The 17093-nt window shown below is 61.0% G+C and carries 17 protein-coding genes; 12 read left to right on the top strand and 5 right to left on the bottom strand.

Annotation, left to right across the window (positions count from 1 at the left end):
• Positions 1-27: 27 nt before the first annotated feature.
• Genes C8D99_RS03525 through C8D99_RS03535 form a run of 3 tightly spaced genes read left to right on the top strand, consistent with a single transcriptional unit; the run spans position 28 to position 4085 of the window.
• Complete coding sequence (locus C8D99_RS03525; RefSeq protein WP_133956441.1) at positions 28-2355, top strand: xanthine dehydrogenase family protein molybdopterin-binding subunit; 2328 nt, start codon at positions 28-30, stop codon at positions 2353-2355.
• A gap of 1 nt (position 2356) precedes the next feature.
• A complete protein-coding gene (locus C8D99_RS03530; protein ID WP_133956443.1) occupies positions 2357-2827 on the top strand; it encodes a (2Fe-2S)-binding protein in 471 nt (156 codons plus the stop codon).
• 49 nt (positions 2828-2876) lie between these two features.
• A complete protein-coding gene (locus C8D99_RS03535; protein ID WP_133956445.1) occupies positions 2877-4085 on the top strand; it encodes an amidohydrolase family protein in 1209 nt (402 codons plus the stop codon).
• Positions 4086-4135: 50 nt separating this feature from the next.
• Here the strand turns inward: C8D99_RS03535 and C8D99_RS03540 are convergent, their stop codons facing one another.
• Genes C8D99_RS03540 through C8D99_RS03550 form a run of 3 tightly spaced genes read right to left on the bottom strand, consistent with a single transcriptional unit; the run spans position 4136 to position 7294 of the window.
• Positions 4136-5317, bottom strand: coding sequence for a SpoIIE family protein phosphatase (locus C8D99_RS03540; protein ID WP_133956447.1), 1182 nt, complete (start codon positions 5315-5317; stop codon positions 4136-4138).
• On the bottom strand, positions 5314-7032 hold the full coding sequence (locus C8D99_RS03545) for a [Fe-Fe] hydrogenase large subunit C-terminal domain-containing protein (protein ID WP_133956449.1): 1719 nt from the start codon (positions 7030-7032) through the stop codon (positions 5314-5316). Before C8D99_RS03545 ends, C8D99_RS03540 begins: the two co-directional genes overlap by 4 nt.
• Positions 7025-7294 carry a (2Fe-2S) ferredoxin domain-containing protein gene (locus C8D99_RS03550; RefSeq protein WP_243833822.1) on the bottom strand — a complete coding sequence of 90 codons (270 nt, stop codon included), beginning with the start codon at positions 7292-7294 and terminating at the stop codon, positions 7025-7027. The genes C8D99_RS03545 and C8D99_RS03550 overlap by 8 nt, the downstream gene beginning before the upstream one ends.
• Positions 7295-7483: 189 nt before the next feature.
• Here C8D99_RS03550 and rbr point away from each other — a divergent pair, with 189 nt between their 5' ends.
• On the top strand, positions 7484-8068 hold the full coding sequence (gene rbr / locus C8D99_RS03555; RefSeq protein WP_133956451.1) for a rubrerythrin: 585 nt from the start codon (positions 7484-7486) through the stop codon (positions 8066-8068).
• Positions 8069-8154: 86 nt separating this feature from the next.
• Complete coding sequence (locus C8D99_RS03560) at positions 8155-8919, top strand: TVP38/TMEM64 family protein (RefSeq protein WP_133956453.1); 765 nt, start codon at positions 8155-8157, stop codon at positions 8917-8919.
• Here the strand turns inward: C8D99_RS03560 and C8D99_RS03565 are convergent.
• Positions 8906-9148: a DUF6868 family protein gene (locus C8D99_RS03565; protein WP_133956455.1), complete on the bottom strand. Its 243-nt coding sequence runs from the start codon at positions 9146-9148 to the stop codon at positions 8906-8908. The genes C8D99_RS03560 and C8D99_RS03565 overlap by 14 nt on opposite strands.
• Before the next feature lie 327 nt (positions 9149-9475).
• Between C8D99_RS03565 and C8D99_RS03570 the strand changes: the two genes are divergently transcribed.
• From C8D99_RS03570 to C8D99_RS03595, 6 genes are all read left to right on the top strand, one after another.
• On the top strand, positions 9476-10486 hold the full coding sequence (locus C8D99_RS03570) for a DUF6282 family protein (protein WP_133956457.1): 1011 nt from the start codon (positions 9476-9478) through the stop codon (positions 10484-10486).
• 70 nt (positions 10487-10556) lie between these two features.
• Positions 10557-11522, top strand: a complete 966-nt coding sequence (locus C8D99_RS03575) for a Bug family tripartite tricarboxylate transporter substrate binding protein (RefSeq protein WP_133956459.1) — start codon at positions 10557-10559, stop codon at positions 11520-11522.
• Between the two features lie 99 nt (positions 11523-11621).
• Positions 11622-13133, top strand: coding sequence for a tripartite tricarboxylate transporter permease (locus C8D99_RS03580; protein WP_133956697.1), 1512 nt, complete (start codon positions 11622-11624; stop codon positions 13131-13133).
• A 5-nt stretch (positions 13134-13138) separates the two neighbouring features.
• On the top strand, positions 13139-13624 hold the full coding sequence (locus tag C8D99_RS03585) for a tripartite tricarboxylate transporter TctB family protein (protein WP_166669984.1): 486 nt from the start codon (positions 13139-13141) through the stop codon (positions 13622-13624).
• A gap of 45 nt (positions 13625-13669) precedes the next feature.
• Positions 13670-14140 carry a DUF3830 family protein gene (locus tag C8D99_RS03590; protein ID WP_133956463.1) on the top strand — a complete coding sequence of 157 codons (471 nt, stop codon included), beginning with the start codon at positions 13670-13672 and terminating at the stop codon, positions 14138-14140.
• 147 nt (positions 14141-14287) lie between these two features.
• Positions 14288-15031: a GntR family transcriptional regulator gene (locus C8D99_RS03595; protein WP_133956465.1), complete on the top strand. Its 744-nt coding sequence runs from the start codon at positions 14288-14290 to the stop codon at positions 15029-15031.
• Positions 15032-15154: 123 nt separating this feature from the next.
• On the opposite strand, the gene C8D99_RS03600 is transcribed toward C8D99_RS03595, so the two are convergent.
• On the bottom strand, positions 15155-15589 hold the full coding sequence (locus C8D99_RS03600) for a hypothetical protein (protein WP_133956467.1): 435 nt from the start codon (positions 15587-15589) through the stop codon (positions 15155-15157).
• Between the two features lie 30 nt (positions 15590-15619).
• Here C8D99_RS03600 and C8D99_RS03605 point away from each other — a divergent pair, with 30 nt between their 5' ends.
• On the top strand, positions 15620-17038 hold the full coding sequence (locus C8D99_RS03605) for an alkaline phosphatase (protein WP_133956469.1): 1419 nt from the start codon (positions 15620-15622) through the stop codon (positions 17036-17038).
• The last annotated feature ends 55 nt before the right edge of the window (positions 17039-17093 follow it).

Here is a 17093-nt window from a genome sequence, read left to right on the forward strand (position 1 = left end):
AATTATCGACAGACGGGAGAGTGCAGCATGACGCAGCGATATGTCGGAAAAAGCGTCCAGAGAGTGGACGCGGTGAAAAAAGCGACCGGCGAGGCCTGTTTCGTGGCCGACATTACCCTTCCCCGGATGCTCCGCGCCAGGGTCGTCAGGGCGGGCATCCCCCACGGAAAAATCCTTTCCGTCGACACCTCGGCGGCGGAGGCCATGCCCGGAGTGAAGAAGGTCGTCACGGGACAGGGATGCTCCATGCTCTTCGGCACATGCCTCTGGGACCAGCCTCCCCTGGCGGTGGACAAGGTGCGCCATGCGGGCGAGCCGGTGGCGGTGGTGCTGGCGGAAACGGAAAACCAGGCCGAAGCGGCGGCGAAGGCAGTGACGATCGAATATGAAAAGCTTCCCTTCGTCCTCGACCCCGTGGAGGCCGCCGCGCCGGGGGCGCCTCTGATCCATGAAAAAAACGGCTCCTACCGCAGGGTGGAGTACGTGGTCCATCCCGTTCCCGGAACCAACATCTTCCACCATTACAAGCTCCGCAAGGGAGAGAGCGAAAAAGGCTTCGCCGAAGCGGATGTCACCGTGGAGGACGAGTTCGAATTTCCCATCTCGAGCCATGCCGCCATCGAGCCCCACGGGGCGGTGTGCAGGTTCGGCGCCGACGGGAGTATCGAGATCTGGGCTTCCAACCAGGCCCCCTTCGTCCTCCGGGACGTGCTGGCCGACATGTTCAAAATCCCTGCCGCGAAGGTCCGGGTCCACATTCCCTACCTCGGGGGCGGCTTCGGCGGCAAGTCCGACGTCTCCATCGAGCCCATGGTGGCCTACGCGGCCAGCTTCGTCCCGGGATACGCCGTGAAGCTCGTCCTCACCAGGAAGGAAGTCATCACCGGCTCCCTGGTGGGCCGAGGCATGAAGGGGAACATGAAGATCGGGGCGAAGAAGGACGGCACCTTCACGGCGCTGAAGGCCGAGATGTACTTTGCCGACGGGGCCTACGGCGACACCGGATGGCCCGTGGATACCGTGGCGGGACACAACTGCACCGGCCCCTACGAGTTTCCCCACGTCACGGTGGACGTGTACGGAATGTACACCAACACCCCCAACGTGGGAGCCTACCGGGGATACGGGCACCCGGAAGGGCAGCTCATGTCGAGCCGCCTCCTGGACATGCTGGCGCGGAAGCTCGGCATGACTCCCGGCGAGCTCATGCGGAAGAACTTCCTGTCCGAAGGACGGCAGAACGCCCTGGGCCAGGTGATAAAGAAGAGCCACGGCGACCTTCCGGGATGCCTCGCCGCCGTGGAGAAGGCCCTGGACGAAACGCCCCTCCCCGACAGCGACGAGCGGTTCCTCTACGGCAGGGGAATCGCCTCCATGATGAAATCCCCCAAGATGTCCTCCAACGCGGCCTCCACATGCACAGTGCAGATCAACGCCGACGGCTGCGCCTTCGTAAACCTTTCGGGGATCGAGATGGGCCAGGGAGTCCAGACCGTCTTCGCCCAGATGGCGGCGGAGGCACTGCAGATCCCCTTCGAGAAGGTGAAGACCTACTCGGAGGTGGACACCCAGTTCTCCCCCTGGGAGTGGCAGACCGTGGCCTCCATGCAGACCTACAGGGGCGGCCGGGCCATCCAGGACGCCTGCGGGCAGATCATCGCCATCGCCAGGGAAACGGCATCGAAGGCCTGGAACTGCTCCCCGTCCCTGGTAGTTTACAGGGACGGAGAATGCGTCCATCCCAATACGGGCGAGGTCCTCTCCCTGGCGAACCTGGCCAGGGGGTACATGGCTCCCGACTGCCTCACCATAGGAGCTCCCCTGACAGCCACGGGCTGGTACCGGGTTCCCGGGCTCGTGGAGCCCGACCCGGAAACGGGCATGGGCAACGCGGCGGGCAGCTGGACCTTCGGAAGCCAGGGCTGCACCCTCAGGGTGGACCGGCAGACCGGGGAAGTGAAGATCCTCCACTTCGCCTCGGCCTTTGACGTGGGGAAGGCGATCAACCCCGCCACCGCAAGGGGACAGGTCACCGGCGGCGTGGTCCAGGGCATGGGCGCGGCCCTCATGGAAAAAATCCTCTTTACCGCCGACGGCGCGGCAAAGAACGTCAACTTCCCGGCCTACAAAATACCGAGGCTGAAGGACGCCCCGGAGAAACAGACCGTGGAGCTGCTGGAGACACCCAACCCCGAGGGACCCTGGAGCGCAAAGCCCATGGCGGAACACCCCATCGTGGCGGTGGCCCCCGTGATCCTCAACGCCCTCCGGGACGCCACGGGAGTGGAATTCACATCTCTTCCGGTGACACCGGACACAATACTCGAAGCCCTCAGGGCAAAGGAGGCCCGGTAACATGCCTGTCCTCAACTTCACCGTCAACGGCGTTCCCAGGACCGTCCATCTCGAGGAAGGGAGGGTGATGCTCTCCTCCGTGCTCCGGGACTGTCTCGGCCTCACGGGAACAAAGGTCGGCTGCGGCACGGGGCAGTGCGGTTCCTGCACGGTGGTTCTGAACGGCAGCGCGGTGACAAGCTGCACCGTTCCGGCGGAAAAGTGCGAGGGCGCCGACGTGCTCACCATCGAGGCCCTTGCCGAGGGAGGCGTGCTTCACCCCATCCAGCAGGCCTTCGTGGACGCCGGGGCGATCCAGTGCGGCTTCTGCACCCCCGGCCTCATCATGCGGCTGTACGCCCTCCTCACAGTGAACCCGGACGCCACGGACGACATCCTTGTGGAAGAGATCAACAGGCACCTCTGCCGCTGCACGGGGTACGAGGCCATCCTCGCCGCCGCACGGCTTGCCCGGGAGAGAATGAAGAAATAACGCGAGGGAGGGGCTCCGCCCCTCCCCGAAAAGAAAGGAGAATGAAATTATGGCTTTCAGTCTTCTGGTCAAAAACGCCCGGACCCGGTTTTCCGGCGGAAAGCTCCTGTCCATCGGCATCGAGGGCGAAAAAATCGCCGCTGTCGGCGAAAACCTTCCCGAGGGCGGAGCGGCGCAGGTCATCGACGCCGAAGGCAGGCTCGTCACCGAGTCCTTCGTGAACGGCCATCTTCATCTCTGCAAAGTCTACACCCTCGAGATGGTGGGGCAGGATGCCCTTTCCTCCTACCACGGCGGCTCCATGGGGGGCGCCATGACAGCCATCGAGCAGGCTTCCAGGGTAAAGGACAATTACGATGAAAAATGGATCATCGAAAACGTCCGCAAGGCCTGCCGCCTGGCCCAGAAGTACGGCAACACCCACATCCGCGCCTTCGCCGACACGGACACCAAGGCGAAGCTGGAGGGCGTCAAGGCCCTGATCAAGGCCAGGGAGGAGTTCAGGGACATCGTGGACCTCCAGGTGGTGGCCTTCCCCCAGGACGGCGTGGTGCGCGATCCCGGCGCCGAGGATTACATCCGGAAGGCCCTGGAGCTGGGAGCGGACGTGGTGGGCGGCATTCCCTGGATCGAGTACACCGATGCCGACATGCAGGAGCATATCGACAGGATGTTCGCCCTGGCGAAGGAGTTCAACAGGGATGTCTCCATGCTCATCGACGACGCCGGCGACCCGGGCCTCAGGTCCCTGGAGATGCTGGCGGTGAAGACGCTGAAGGAAGGCTGGCAGGGACGGGTCACGGCCCAGCACTGCAGGGCCATGGCCATGTACCGGGAGCCCTACTTCCGCAAGATCCTGGCCCTGCTCCAGAAGGCCTCCATCGGCCTGGTGAGCGATCCCCAGACCGGCCCCCTCCATGCCCGGGTCCGGGACCTCTACGACTCCGGCGTGGCCGTCGCCCTCGGCCAGGACGACATCGCCGACGCCTACTACCCCTTCGGCAGGAACAACATGCTCGAAGTGGCCTTCCTGGCGGTCCACCTGCTGTGGATGACCACCTTCAGCGACATGGAGATTATCTACGACCTCATCACCACCAACGCGGCGAAGGCCATGGGCATCAGGGGACACGTCCTCGAGCCCGGCGGGAACGCCGACCTGGTGGTGCTGAACGCCGGCGACGTTTACCACGCCATCTGGGAGCACGAGGCCCCCTTCAGGGTCATCCGGAAGGGAAAGGACGTCACCCTGCAATAACCCCCCGAAGCACGGCATCCCCCTCCCGAAGGAGGGGGATGCTTTTTTCTTCAAATAAACGAAACGGTGACTTCCTTCAGGTATTTTTCCTCCAGGGTGCGGACGATGGTCCGGATGATGTTCCGGCGCATTTCCAGCTCCACCGGCAGGGTGGGGTCCTGGTGGGCCTCGTTCACCCTCGTCCCCACCACAAAGGAAATCCGGTCGCTCTCCAGCAGCAGGGAGGCCAGCCTCGCCGCCGAGTTCTTCTCCCGGACGATCTCCTTTCCGTCCAGAATCCTGGACACCAGGGTCAGGGTGAGGATCCCCTCGGTGATGAGGTCCACCCCGTCCATGGAGGACAGGGGCGGCATTCCCCCCCGGGCCGTGGCGAGGTCCGTCACAAGAGGGCGTCCCAGCTCCCTGGCCACGATTTCGGCGGTGGTGCCGCCGCAGATGGCCTTCCGTCCAGGGAATTTCCCGAGCATTTCGGCGTACTCCCTGTCCCGTTGCCCGTCGAAGGGAGGGCCTGAAAGCACCAGGAGCTTCCGGGGCGACCGGAAATACATGACGGCGCAGGTCACGTCGTCACCGGCATGCTCATGGGGCTCCCTGACCAGTGCCTCGGAGACGATGCGCCTCGACAGCTCCCGGGAAGAGAGCCCGGGCCTGTCTCGAAGCAGACGCAGGATATAGTCCGTGCATTTTTCCTCCCCCCACCCCGTGGGGTTCGCCCAGGATCCCATGCCCGCCTGGGTCACCCCGTCGGAAAACAGGATGATCCTGTCCTCGGGCCGGGCAAAGAATTCGTTCACCGTGATCTTCCGGTCCTTCCACCGAGACGAGGCCATCTCACGCCTGCCCGGGGTCATCACCCTCCCGCCCCGCACAAGAAGGAAGGGGGGGTTGTCCATCTCGATCACCCGGGTCCAGCCGTGGAGCACCGCGTCCACGATGGTGAAGGTGGCGTAGCTTATCCCCCGGACTTTGCACACCGGCAGGGCATCCATCATCACCTCGGCGGACCGGAGGATCTCCATGTCCCCCTCCATGAAGCGGAGGGCCATGGTGGCCGTCATGGAGGAGAGGATGCTCGCCTTTATCCCGCTCCCAAGGCCGTCGGAGAGCACGGACACCACCCTGTTCCTCCCCGGGATTTTCCGGGAGAAAAAGCTGTCGCCGCAGACGAACTGCCCCGTCTTCCTCTTCTGGAAAAAGTCCACGTCCAGGAACAGGGGATCGGCTGAGTTCATTGGTCCTCCCCCCTGCCGCAGTCGTCGCTCTCCTGCTCGGAATACCCTTCGGCGATGGACCGCAGCAGCATCTCCGTGTCGGCCATGTGCTCGCCGAGGCGGCAGGCGATCTCCTGGACGGTGAGGACGTTCCTCTCGATGACCTCGGCGGCCCGCTGGGCGATCTTGTCCCGCTTCAGCTCCCTCCGGGTCACGTCGAGCATCACCGCCCCCACCGTCTCCCCCGGCTCGATGGAGAACAGGGTGATGTCCAGCAGCACGTCCCCTGCCCGGTAATGGTCCAGGTGGATGTCCTGCCCCTTCTCCAGCACGATCTCGAACAGGTGGGAAAAGGGAAGGATCCGGCTGAGGATGCAGCCCTTCAGCCCCGGCTCCGCCCGGTACACCAGCATGGCCTGCTCGCCGAAGAGCCGGGCGAACCGTTCGTTGCACTCCACGATGTGGAGGTTCCGGTCCACGATCACCACGCCGGAAGGCATGGTCCGCAGCAGGGCGTTCGCCTTCTTCTGAGCCTGGTTCCTCATGTGGATCACGCACATCTCCGGTTCCGCCCGGCCGAGGGCCAGGGCCGCCGCAAGCTCCCGGCACGTCCCGTAGCCGCACCCCCCGCAGTTTACCTCGTCTTCCGGCCGGTTCTTCCCGACCCGCTTCAGGGCGTTCTTCAGCTCCTCTTCCCCCACTTCCGGGGTGTCGGACCCCAGGACCAGGAAATGTCCCGGGGCATCGGAAAGGTTGGCATAGGCCTCCACACGGTTCCGGCGCAGCAGTCCCGGCTCCTCCCACGTGCCGCCGGGACCGTTGATGCACCCGCCGAGACAGGCAAAGCACTCAAGGAACACGGGGGCCCCCAGGCTCTCCGGAGAAAGCCCCCGGAGGTAGCGGCGCAGGTTCTGCAGTCCGGACACGGTGACAAAGCGGACCTTCCTGTCCACTCCGCTGGCCCGGATCATATCGCTCATGCCGCCCTCCACCGGGTACAGGAAACCGTCGCCGGAAGGTTCGGGGAAAAACCGGTCCGCCTCCCCCGGAACGCACTTCTCCGGGGCAACTCCTTCCTCCCGGAGCCATCGGCGGAGTTCCCGGAAGGTAAGGGCCGCGTCGATGGTGTCCACCGACCGGTCGGACTCGTCCTTCCGGGCGATGCACGGCCCGATGAACACCACGGCGCCTTCAGGGTCCACCAGCTCCTTGAATATCCGGCAGTGGGCCTCCACAGGGGAGGGAACCGTGGAGAGGGTCCCCGCGAGTTCGGGGAGATACTTCTCCACGTAGGACACCACGCTGGGGCACGTGGTGGAGAGAAAGAGTCCGGGATCGGCGTCCGAAAGGGTCTTCGCCAGGGATTCGCACACCGCCCCTGCCCCGAGGGCCGTTTCCCCCACGCCGGAAAAGCCCAGGTGCTTCAGGGCGGCCACCAGGCAGGCGGAATCCAGCCCCGGGAACTCACAGGCCCACGTGGGGGCCATGGAGGCGTACACTCTCCGGCCGGAAGCGATCATGGCCTTCACCCTGGGAAGGTCCAGCCTCGGCTTCACCGCCTGGAAGGGGCAGGCTTCCACGCACAGGCCGCAGGCCACGCACATTTCGGGAATGACCGCCGCCTGCCCCCTCTCGACCCGGATCGCCTTCACCGGACACTCCCGGATGCACCGGAAGCACCCCTGGCACTCCGAACCGAAGGACACCACGTTCGAACAGACCACGGGATCACTCATGACCGGCCTCCCCTTTCCCGAATTCCCTGTCCAGGATCTCCTCTATTCCCTCCGGCGAAACTCCCGTGTAAACATGATCATCCACCTGCACCACGGGCCCCTTCGAACACAGCCCCTCGCAGCGGCTCCCCTTGAGGAAAATTCCTGCCTCCAGATCATGCTCCTTCAGGAAGGACCGGACCACTTCAAGGGAACGGGCATTTCCCCTGGCAAAACAGGAGCTGCCCATGCAGAGGGTGATCTCCCTCTTTTTCTTCATCATGACGCACAGCGCCTCCTTGATCGTATTTCGCGGCAATGATACTATAAAGTTACATCTTTCACTAAATCAGAATACAAATATAGAATAATGCTGATGAATTGCCCCAAGAGAAAGACCGGCAACTCAATGAAAAGGAATGGTATAATTTTCAGCGGACTTATCAGCACTATTACATCGGGAGGTATCGCATTGAAATCACTCAAGGGAACGAAAACAGAAGAGAACCTCATGAAAGCCTTCGCAGGCGAGTCGCAGGCGCGGAACAGATACAGCTACTACTCCTCCGTGGCAAAAAAGGAAGGGTACGTCCAGATTTCCAACATTTTCGCCGAGACGGCTGAAAACGAAAAAGAGCATGCGAAGCTCTTCTTCAAGTTCCTTGTCAAGGATGTCAACGGCAGCATGGTGACCATACACGCCGACTATCCGGTGGCTTTCGGCGACACGAAGGAAAACCTCCTTGCCGCCGCCGAGGGAGAGCACGAGGAGTGGGGAACGCTGTATCCCGATTTTGCGAAAATCGCCGAAGAGGAAGGCTTCAGGGAAGTGGCCCGGGTTTTCCGCGAAGTGGCCGAGGTGGAAGAGCGGCACGAAAAACGGTACCGGAAGCTCCATGCCAATCTGGCCGCCGGAACGGTGTTCAAAAAGGAGATTCCCGTGGAGTGGAAGTGCAACAACTGCGGCTATGTCCATACAGGCAGGGAAGCGCCCGAACTCTGCCCTGCCTGCGCTCACCCGAAGGCCCACTTCGAGGTGTTCGTCGAAGCATACTAGAGAACAGACGCCCGTCCCCGGATTTTCCCCGCTGCGCGGGCGGAAGATCCGGGGATCCGGCCGCCCCGGCAGAAGGATGGTGGAGAATGCCGCTGTCCCCTTCAGCGAGAAAAAAATACCTGTACGCATCGGCTGCTGTCGTTCTGGCAGCCGGCGCTGCGTTCTTCGCCCTTTCGTCCGGCGGAACGGGACTGCGGCAGCTGTTTCTGAAATTTCTGGGCGCGGTGGAGAGCTCGGGTCCCTTCGGGCCCCTGCTGTTTCTCGCGCTTTTCAACGGCGCATGCGTCTTCCTGCTGCCCACGTTCTATCTCACCATCGGCGCCGGAGTGCTCTTCGGCCTCCGGGCGGGCTTTCTCGTCGCCACCCTGTCGGTGGCATCCGGGGCATCGGCGGCCTTCCTTTTCGCCCGCTACAGGGTCCGCAGGCGCATTCTCGAAACGTGGGGCAGCAATACGTCCTTTCTCGCCCTGGACGAGGCAGTCGCAGAGGACGGCTGGAAGATCGTCCTCCTCAGCAGGCTCTCCCCCGCCTTCCCCTTCAATATACTGAACTACGCTTTCGGCCTTACGGCGATACCGTTCCCCGTCTATTTCGCCGCATCCTGGGCTGGAAGCATTCCCTGGACGTTCATGTACGTCTATTCAGGATCGCTGGCCGCCGATATCGCCGGACTTCATCCGGAAATGGCCCAGGGTTCGAAACTTCAGTGGGCCCTGTCCTTCCTCGGACTGGCTGCCACCGCCGCGGCCACCATCACCGCGTCCCGGACCGCCGGCAGGGCACTGAAAAAACGCCTCCGCCTCGAGGAAGAGAGGGAGGAGGCCCGTCGCAGTTCCGCTAACCGGCAATGAGAAGGGCGATCCAGGGCACGAGGCAGAAAACGAACACGAACAGCTTGTAAAACCCCAGGAAGAAATACATGGCCACGTCGAAAACATCCCTGTCCAGGGCGAACCATCTCCTGTGAAGAGCGAATATCCTGTCCCCGGCGAAAACGAAGACGGCCGCCATTGCTCCCAGCGCAAGGTAATTCAGCAGGGCGCACCAGAAAAAGAACAAGCGCAGCGTGCTCACGTCCATGAAATCCCCTCCCTTATGGTCCGCCGGAACCCGGCGGGTTTCTCGACTTTCCGTCAAGAATAGTAGCCTATCGGCAAGTGAAGAACAAGCCCGGGCGAAAAAGCTCCCGCCCCGGCTTTCCCTGCCTCCGACATCATACGGGGTGATATTTTTCACCCCGCTCGGTGCTCGTTTTTTCTCCTGCTGCAGCATTTGGGTTGACATTCTCCGAGACACCACAGCATTTGACGTGAGACATTAAACATGATATATATTCTGATGAATGTAAAAAATGCCAGGTACCTGTGATGGCAGATTCATCCCACAAACTCCCTAGGAGGCGAGGCAGTGTTTAAGGATTCATGGCAGTTCAGCCGGTCCAGAAGCAAAAGCGAGAAATTCCTCGAAGGTGCCATCGATCTTCATGTTCATCCCGGCCCCCATCTTTTCAGCAGCCCCAGGAGCACCGACCCCATCAAGACTGCCATCGAGGCTCGGGACGCAGGCATGCGGGCCTTCGCCATCATGGACGTGTTCAACATGTCCGTCGGAACCGCCTGGATGGTCCAGCAGGTGGTGGAAGGCATCGAGGTCTACGGCGGCATTATCCTGAACACCGTGTTCGGCGGCATGAACCCCAGGGCGGTAAAGACGGCCATGTACTACGGCTCAGGGGCCAGGTACGTTACCTTCGGAGCCCATTCCACCTACTTCCAGGCCTACAAGGAAGGCCGGTACGACGACGACGGAAAATGGATTCTCCTCCGGGAGAAGTACCCAAAGTTCGTCACCGAGGAACTGGACCGGTGCATCCGGATCCCCGAAGGAGAGCCCACACCGGAGCTGAAGGAGATTCTCGAAGTCATCGCGGCCAACCCCCAGGTGTATCTTGAAACAGGCCATGTCTCGAACCAGGAGGCTTTCAGGCTTCTTGAACTGGGAAAACAGTACGGCATCAAGAAGCTTGTGGTGTCCAACGCAGTGGTGGAAAATATGACCGACGCGGAGATCGAAAAAGCCATCGGCATGGGCGCCTGGATTGAAAGGCTGCTCGCCGCCCACACTCACACCACCCCCATTCCCAAAACCCATTACTACGTCGAACCGGAATACCGGGCCATGGATGAAGGTCTGCAGTCCACCACCCACGGCGGCGTCGCCAAAGTCGCCGAGCAGATAAAGAAGTTCGGCGCGGACCACTTCTTCATCGGCACGGATTTCGGCGTATACACCCTGCCTACTCCGGTGGAAGGCTTCAGGGAATTCATCGCCTGCCTCATGGACCTCGGACTCACTGACGAGGAGATCCGGAAGGTCAGCAGCATCAACCCCGGAAAACTGGTCGATCTGAACGACTGACGGATACTTTTGCGGGGAGGACCCGCGGAACGGAAAAGAATCACAATAAACCAAGGGAGGGAAGTTTTTTATGCTGACGAAAAGAACAATGCTTCTAGGTGCCGCAGTGATGCTCGCAGTGCTGTCTTTCGGAACCCTGGCTTACGCCGCAGAGTTCCCGAAGGCGAAACAGATCCGCATGGTTGTTCCCTACGGGGCCGGCGGAGGAGTGGACATCTCCACCAGAATTCTCGCCACCCCGGCCCAGGACATTCTCGGCCAGCGGATCGACGTGGTCTGCATGCCCGGCGCGGGCGGACAGGAAGGAATCAACTTCGTCCTGCAGCAGCCCAGGGACGGCTACACGCTCCTCGTCACCGACTACGGCCCCCTGGTGACCACGGCGCTCACGGAAGAAGTGACCTACGATCTCTCCGACTGGGTCCCCCTTGTCCAGATCACCGAAGTGGTCCCCACGTTCTTTGTGCTCGCCGAGTCCCCCCTGAAAAGTGTGGATGACTGGGTGAAGGCGGCGAAAGAGAAGCCAGAGTCGCTGACGGTCGCCCACGGCAGGCACCTGAGCGTTCCCCATCTGCCCCTGATCCTCTTCGAGAAAACCGCGGGAATTAAAAACACCCATGTTCCCACCACCGGCGGCTCCGAGGCCCTTGCTTTCGTTCTCGGCAAAAAGGTGGACATCGGCGCGTCCGTGCCGAGCACCATCGCCTCCTCCGTGAAGGCCGGAACCATGTTCCCCCTTGCGGTCTGCTCTCTTGAAAGGGTCGCCACCCTTCCCGACACCCCCACGATGAAGGAACTCGGGTACGACGTGGTCCTTCCGGCCTGGTACACCGTTTTCGCTCCCAAGGGTGTTCCTGAGGAAACATTGAAGATCCTCGAGGAGAAGTTCATCGAGGCCCTGAAATCCGAAGGAGCGAAGGAAATGGCGGGCAAGTCCAACGTCCTCCTGACCCCCTACGGCCGGGACAAGACGGTCGGCCTCTACGAAGGGACAATTTCCAGCCTCAAGACCATTCTGGCGGACGTCAAAAAGTAACGGCGGCCTGAAAACAAAGAGCGGGTCAATTCCCGGAACAGGGGAATTCCCGCTCTTTTCCAATGCAAGGAGGACGGTGCAGCTGTGGATGGACTATTAATGCAGGTACTGGAAGGCGCGTTTGCCCTTCCCGTCGTTTTGTACACTACCGTCGGCGTATTTCTCGGAATCACCGTCGGCGCCATTCCGGGACTGAGCGGGGACATGGCCATCGCCCTTCTGCTTCCGCTCATCTACAAGGTCTCTCCCGCGGCAGCTCTGGGCATGCTCATGGGGATTTACAAGGGAAGCATGTTCGGCGGTTCCATCTCGGCCATTTCCTTCGGAGTGCCGGGAACGGCAGCCGCAGCAGCCACCGTGGAGGACGGGTATCCCGCGAAGCTGAAGGGGCATCCCATGCAGGCCATGCTGACCGCGCTCTATTCCTCGGTCACAGGAGACCTCATCAGCACGCTGCTTCTCGTTTTCGTCGCCGTGCCGATGGCGAAGGTGGCCCTGCACTTCGGGCCCGTGGAATTTTTCGCACTGTATGTTTTCGCCCTTATGATGATCTCCCTTCTCGTGGTGGGCGAAATGAAGAAAGGCATCGCCGCCGCGGCAATCGGTCTTTTTATCGGAACCATCGGCATGGACCCCATGATGGGGTCCGTCAGGCTCACCTTCGGCATTTCGAGCCTGAGGGGGGGCATTCCCCTGATCCCCCTCCTCGTGGGAGTGTTTGCCGTATCGGAACTGATGATCCAGTTCGGGAAAGAATGCGCAAGTCTTTCGGCACAGAAGGTCGCTGAAGATGTTAAAAAGGCGGAAACCCTTGTCGGTTATGACCCGGCGAAGGACAAAATGAGCCTGAAGATTTACTGGTCCACCTTCAAAGCTACCCTCATCGGATCGGGAATGGGCACCTTCATAGGCGCGCTTCCCGGTGCCGGGTCGTCCCTCGCGGCCTTCATGAGTTACGGCCTGGCACGGAAAATGTCCAAAACACCTGGTGAATTCGGCAAGGGCACCCTTGAAGGCGTCGCCGCGCCGGAAGCGGGAAACAGCGCCACTGCCGGAGCCTCCCTTATTCCCCTTTTCGCCTTCGGCATTCCCGGAAGCGCCACGGCAGCCCTCTTCGGAGCGGCGCTCGTCATGCAGGGGATCAATCCCGGACCCATGATGATCGAAGAAAACAAGGTGATCATCTACACTCTGTTCGTCATCATCATCTACGCCACCTTCATCAACCTGGCGCTTTCCCACGGGCTCATTCCCCTGTACGCGAAACTTGCCCAGATCAAGGCCTGCTACCTCGTTCCCACGGTCTTCGCCCTTGCGCTGCTCGGGACCTTCGCGTCCCGCAACTCCCTGTTCGACGTCTGGGTGCTCCTGGCCGCCGGAATTCTCGGCATTTACCTGAGGAAGAACGATTTCCCCCTCGGGCCTCTCGTTCTGGGGTTCATCGTCGGGCCGGGTGCTGAAAAGGCGCTTCGCCAGGCACTTCTCATGGGCCGTGGTGAATGGAGCTTCCTGCTGAAAAGTCCCATAGCGCTCGGCTTTTACGCCCTGTGCATTCTGTCGCTGATCCTCATTCATTTCTCCGTGAAGAAAAACCTTGTGGAGGAGGACTGATGCCCGTGGAAAACGCACACACCCCTGAACGGAAGACACCCCCGTTTTTTCGGAAGCCTGCCGGAATCTCCGGCCTTCTGCTCATGGCCCTGGCCCTGTTCTTCTTCTCCTTCACCGTCACCGGAAAATGGAGTACCGGAGCCGGCATCGGAGCACGGCTGTTCCCCCAGCTTTCCCTGGGGACAATGTTCCTGACCGGTGCGGCCATCTTCTTCAGCAGAGGTGAAACCGGAGGAAGCAAGCACGGCGAAGTGACGCCGCTGCGGGTCATTTCCTTCATGGGACTTGCCGTGCTGTTCGTTTTTGGAGTCCTTCGGCTCGGTCTTGCCGTAGGAACTTTTCTCTACCTCACGGCGATTTTCTTCCACTTCGGAAAGGACGGAGGAATGGTTCGGAAAGTCCTGCTTCCGGCCCTTGGTATTACCGTCTTCATATGGGGACTTTTCACCTATTTCGCACAAATCGTTCTGCCGCCGGCCCTTCTTTTCTAGCGAAAGCAGGCGGAAACCAGGCATCAAATCGGGAGGATAACCATCATGAGAAAACTCAGAATTTCCTTTGCGGATGAAAAGGTGGAGGCCTTTGCAGTCCTTCTGGACGAAAAGGCCCCGTCAACCTGCGACTGTCTCTGGAACGCCCTGGAAAAACCGGTGGAAGGCCTGTGCATCCACGCCATGTGGACCGGCAGGGAGATCTCCTTCCCCTTCCCGGGAGGGGCCTTTCCTCTGGATGAAGGCCTTCACCTTCCCCCGGAGAACCAGATCACCATCCCCCTTCCCGGGGACATCGTCTGGAATGCCTACGCCCCTTACCAGTGGCAGGGAAACCCGAACATCGTGTACGACTTCGGCGTCTTCTACGGCCGGGACAGCAGACTCCTGCTGCCCATGGGGTGGAAACCCAGCACGCTCTTCGCCCGGATCGAGGAAAACCTGGAACCCTTCGCCGCCGTGTGCGCCCGGTGCCAGAGCGAAGGAAGAAAAAAGCTCAGGATAGAGCGGGCATAACCCGTGCGGGAGGAACGGCGCCGGAAGAGTATCCGCCGCCGCTCCTCCCGGGAAACCGGACAAAAAATACACCCCGGGCGAAATTTCATTCTGATGACATTGCCGGATGCGCTTTCTTCAAAAGAAGATTGCTGCGGCACAGCCTGATTGACAAAGGACGGTACAACTCCCGTGGCGAAGAACGCGAAACCCCTTTTCCAGTCCCTATCCGACCAGGTTTTTTCCTTCCTGAAGGAGAAAATAATCAACAATGAGCTGCTGCCCGGGAGCGTTCTTTCCATCGACAGGCTCACCGCTGAATTCGGCATCAGCAACACTCCGGTGCGGGAAGCGGTTGTCAGGCTTGAAGGTCTCGACCTGGTGACCGTTCACAGGAACAGGAACATCACCGTCAGCAGCCTGAGCCGGGACAAAATTCTCGATATTCTCGAGATGAGGCGGCTTCTCGAAACCTACGGCTCCAGAACCGCCGCCCTGCACGTCACCGACGGCGAAATCAGGTCACTCGATACGGTACTGGACAAAGTCCTGGACAACCCGACTGATTTCGACTACTACAAGCACTCCGATCTGGAGCTTCACGACGCCATCACCAGGCACATAAAAAACCGGGAGATACAGGCCTCTCTGAAAAACCTCAGCGTCTACTCGCTGAGAATCCGCTATTACGCGAGGTTTTACGGAGAAGAAAACCGGAATCCGGAAAACTCGGTTGTCAAAATTACAGCGGAACACAGGGCAATCCTGGATGCCCTGAAAAGCCACGACCCCGACAGGGTGGAACAGGCGGTCATGACCCACCTGCTGAACGCCGAGGAACGGACCCTCAGAGCCCTCGACAGACTTGAGAACACCAAAGGCACGGGGAAACAGGAAGAACCGGCCCGCTGAAAAACCATTTTCCTCCCTGCTCCATCCGGCTGCAGAACGCTCCTTCCCGACGGCTCCTTTTCTCTTCCCCCTGTCCGGCAATTCATTCCCGACGGCCCGCCATGTCTCCGCCGTTTCACCCCGTCACGGGGCAGGAATCCTCACTGCCAGCCAGAACGCCGCGCCCGCCGCCAGGATGAAGAGAAGCAGAACAGGCCAGTACCTGAAAAGAATACTGTTCCGGGCAAATGCCTCTCTCCATCCGGACCCGGCAGCATCGCCCCTCGACCATGCCCTGGCGGCGAGCAGGGAGAGGGTTCCAAGAACGATAACGGAAAAAGCGAGCAGGTACAGGGACCATCCAGTGAACAGCAATCCCTCGCCGGGAGCCTTCAGGGAGGAGAGAAAAAGGGAATCCCGGTACAGCAGAATCGCGGCGGACCAGTACAGGAAAATGGAAAGAATCAGGTTGACGAAAATTTTTTTGTTCATGGCCGCACCTCCGAAGACATTATACCGGCATATCCGCGCAAGGGATGACGCGTCTTCTCCGGCGGCGTAGTCGGGTATAATAGGCACACCAGGCCTCCACGGCCTTCCTGAGAGGAGATGACCTGTCTGATCTGTGCACGCCGGTTACAGTGTTTCCTGAAAAACACCCTTCTTCCCTCCCTCATCGCGCTGTTTCTCGCAGCCGCGGCTATTGGCGCCGAGGGCAGGGAAAGTGCAAAGTACATCTTTCTCTTCATCGGCGACGGCATGGGAGTGGCCCAGGTTCGGGCCGCGGAACTGTACGGCCTCGCATCCGGGGCCGGAAAGCCCTCCTTCAGCACCTTTTCTGCCAGGGGCAAAATCTCCACTGCTGCTGCAAACGGCGCCGTGACGGATTCGGCAGCGGCTGGTACGGCCCTTGCCTCCGGCTACAGGACGAACAACGGCATTCTCAACATGGACCCGTCCCGGACGAAACGGTTTATAACCGTGGCCATGCTGGCCAAAGACAGGGGAATGAAGGCGGGCATCGTCACGTCCTCCTTCCTGAACGACGCCACACCGGCGGCCTTCTATGCCTGGAGCCCTTCCAGGACCGACTACTACGAAATCGGCGAACAACTCGCCGCCAGCGGCTTCGACTACTTTGCCGGCGGAGGAGTCACCCGGCGCAGAGGCCGCAGGGGAGATCTCAGGGATATCTACGACCTCGCCAGGGAGAAAGGATACCGGGTGCTCAGGACCCGGGAGGAACTGGCGGCCGCCGTCCCCGGTGCCGGGATCATCGCGCCCGGCGCGGCGGGAGCCCTGCCCTACGAAATGGACCGCCCGAAGGGGGACCTTTCCCTGGCGGACTTCACCAGAAGGGGCATTGAGCTGCTCGACAGCCCGAAGGGTTTTTTCCTCCTGGTCGAGGGAGGAACCATCGACTGGGCCTGCCACCGGAACGATGCTGCCGCCCTGGTTCACGACATGTCCGCCTTCGACGCCGCCGTCAGGGAAGCCCTCTCCTTCGCCCGGAAACGGCCGGAGGAGACCCTCATCGTCGTCCTTGCCGACCACGAAACCGGCGGCATGACCCTGGACGACCGGACGGATGCTGAAAACATATTCGCCGTGCTCTCGGCCCAGAAAGGGTCCTCCGAATTCTTCGACGGAAAAATTGCCGCTTTCCGGAAGGGCAGCCGCCGGACCTTTGAAGACATGCTGCCGATGATCAGGGAAACATTCGGCCTCCACGCCCTTTCGGACGGCGAGCTTGAGGAGCTGCGGGCAGCCTTTGGCCAGAGCATGAAACCGAAGGACCAGCGAAAAAGAGACAGGGAGTACCTGCGCCGCTACGGTCCCTACGAGCCCCTTTCCGTGACGGCCACCCGCATCCTCGGGCGGAAGGCGGGCATCGTCTGGTCGTCCTTCGGCCATTCGGGGGCCGCCGTCCCCGTCTTCGCCCACGGGGCCGGAGCGCACCGCTTCGCCGGAGAGTACGATAACACGGACATCGCCCGGAATCTCATGGACCTCCTTCCGTCCAGGTAGCGGACGGCATTGACCGGAGCCCCCGTTTCCCGGGGGATATGGTATTCTCGAAAAA

Source organism: Aminivibrio pyruvatiphilus, from assembly GCF_004366815.1.
GTDB lineage: Bacteria > Synergistota > Synergistia > Synergistales > Aminobacteriaceae > Aminivibrio > Aminivibrio pyruvatiphilus.

Bases quoted from the DNA above. Each gene is read 5' to 3' on its own strand.
- C8D99_RS03525 (WP_133956441.1), top strand. From the start codon at position 28: ATGACGCAGCGATATGTCGGAAAAAGCGTCCAGAGAGTGGACGCGGTG.
- C8D99_RS03530 (WP_133956443.1), top strand. From the start codon at position 2,357: ATGCCTGTCCTCAACTTCACCGTCAACGGCGTTCCCAGGACCGTCCAT.
- C8D99_RS03535 (WP_133956445.1), top strand. From the start codon at position 2,877: ATGGCTTTCAGTCTTCTGGTCAAAAACGCCCGGACCCGGTTTTCCGGC.
- C8D99_RS03540 (WP_133956447.1), bottom strand. From the start codon at position 5,317: ATGAACTCAGCCGATCCCCTGTTCCTGGACGTGGACTTTTTCCAGAAG.
- C8D99_RS03545 (WP_133956449.1), bottom strand. From the start codon at position 7,032: ATGAGTGATCCCGTGGTCTGTTCGAACGTGGTGTCCTTCGGTTCGGAG.
- C8D99_RS03550 (WP_243833822.1), bottom strand. From the start codon at position 7,294: ATGATGAAGAAAAAGAGGGAGATCACCCTCTGCATGGGCAGCTCCTGT.
- C8D99_RS03560 (WP_133956453.1), top strand. From the start codon at position 8,155: ATGCCGCTGTCCCCTTCAGCGAGAAAAAAATACCTGTACGCATCGGCT.
- C8D99_RS03565 (WP_133956455.1), bottom strand. From the start codon at position 9,148: ATGGACGTGAGCACGCTGCGCTTGTTCTTTTTCTGGTGCGCCCTGCTG.
- C8D99_RS03575 (WP_133956459.1), top strand. From the start codon at position 10,557: ATGCTGACGAAAAGAACAATGCTTCTAGGTGCCGCAGTGATGCTCGCA.
- C8D99_RS03580 (WP_133956697.1), top strand. From the start codon at position 11,622: ATGCAGGTACTGGAAGGCGCGTTTGCCCTTCCCGTCGTTTTGTACACT.
- C8D99_RS03590 (WP_133956463.1), top strand. From the start codon at position 13,670: ATGAGAAAACTCAGAATTTCCTTTGCGGATGAAAAGGTGGAGGCCTTT.
- C8D99_RS03605 (WP_133956469.1), top strand. From the start codon at position 15,620: ATGACCTGTCTGATCTGTGCACGCCGGTTACAGTGTTTCCTGAAAAAC.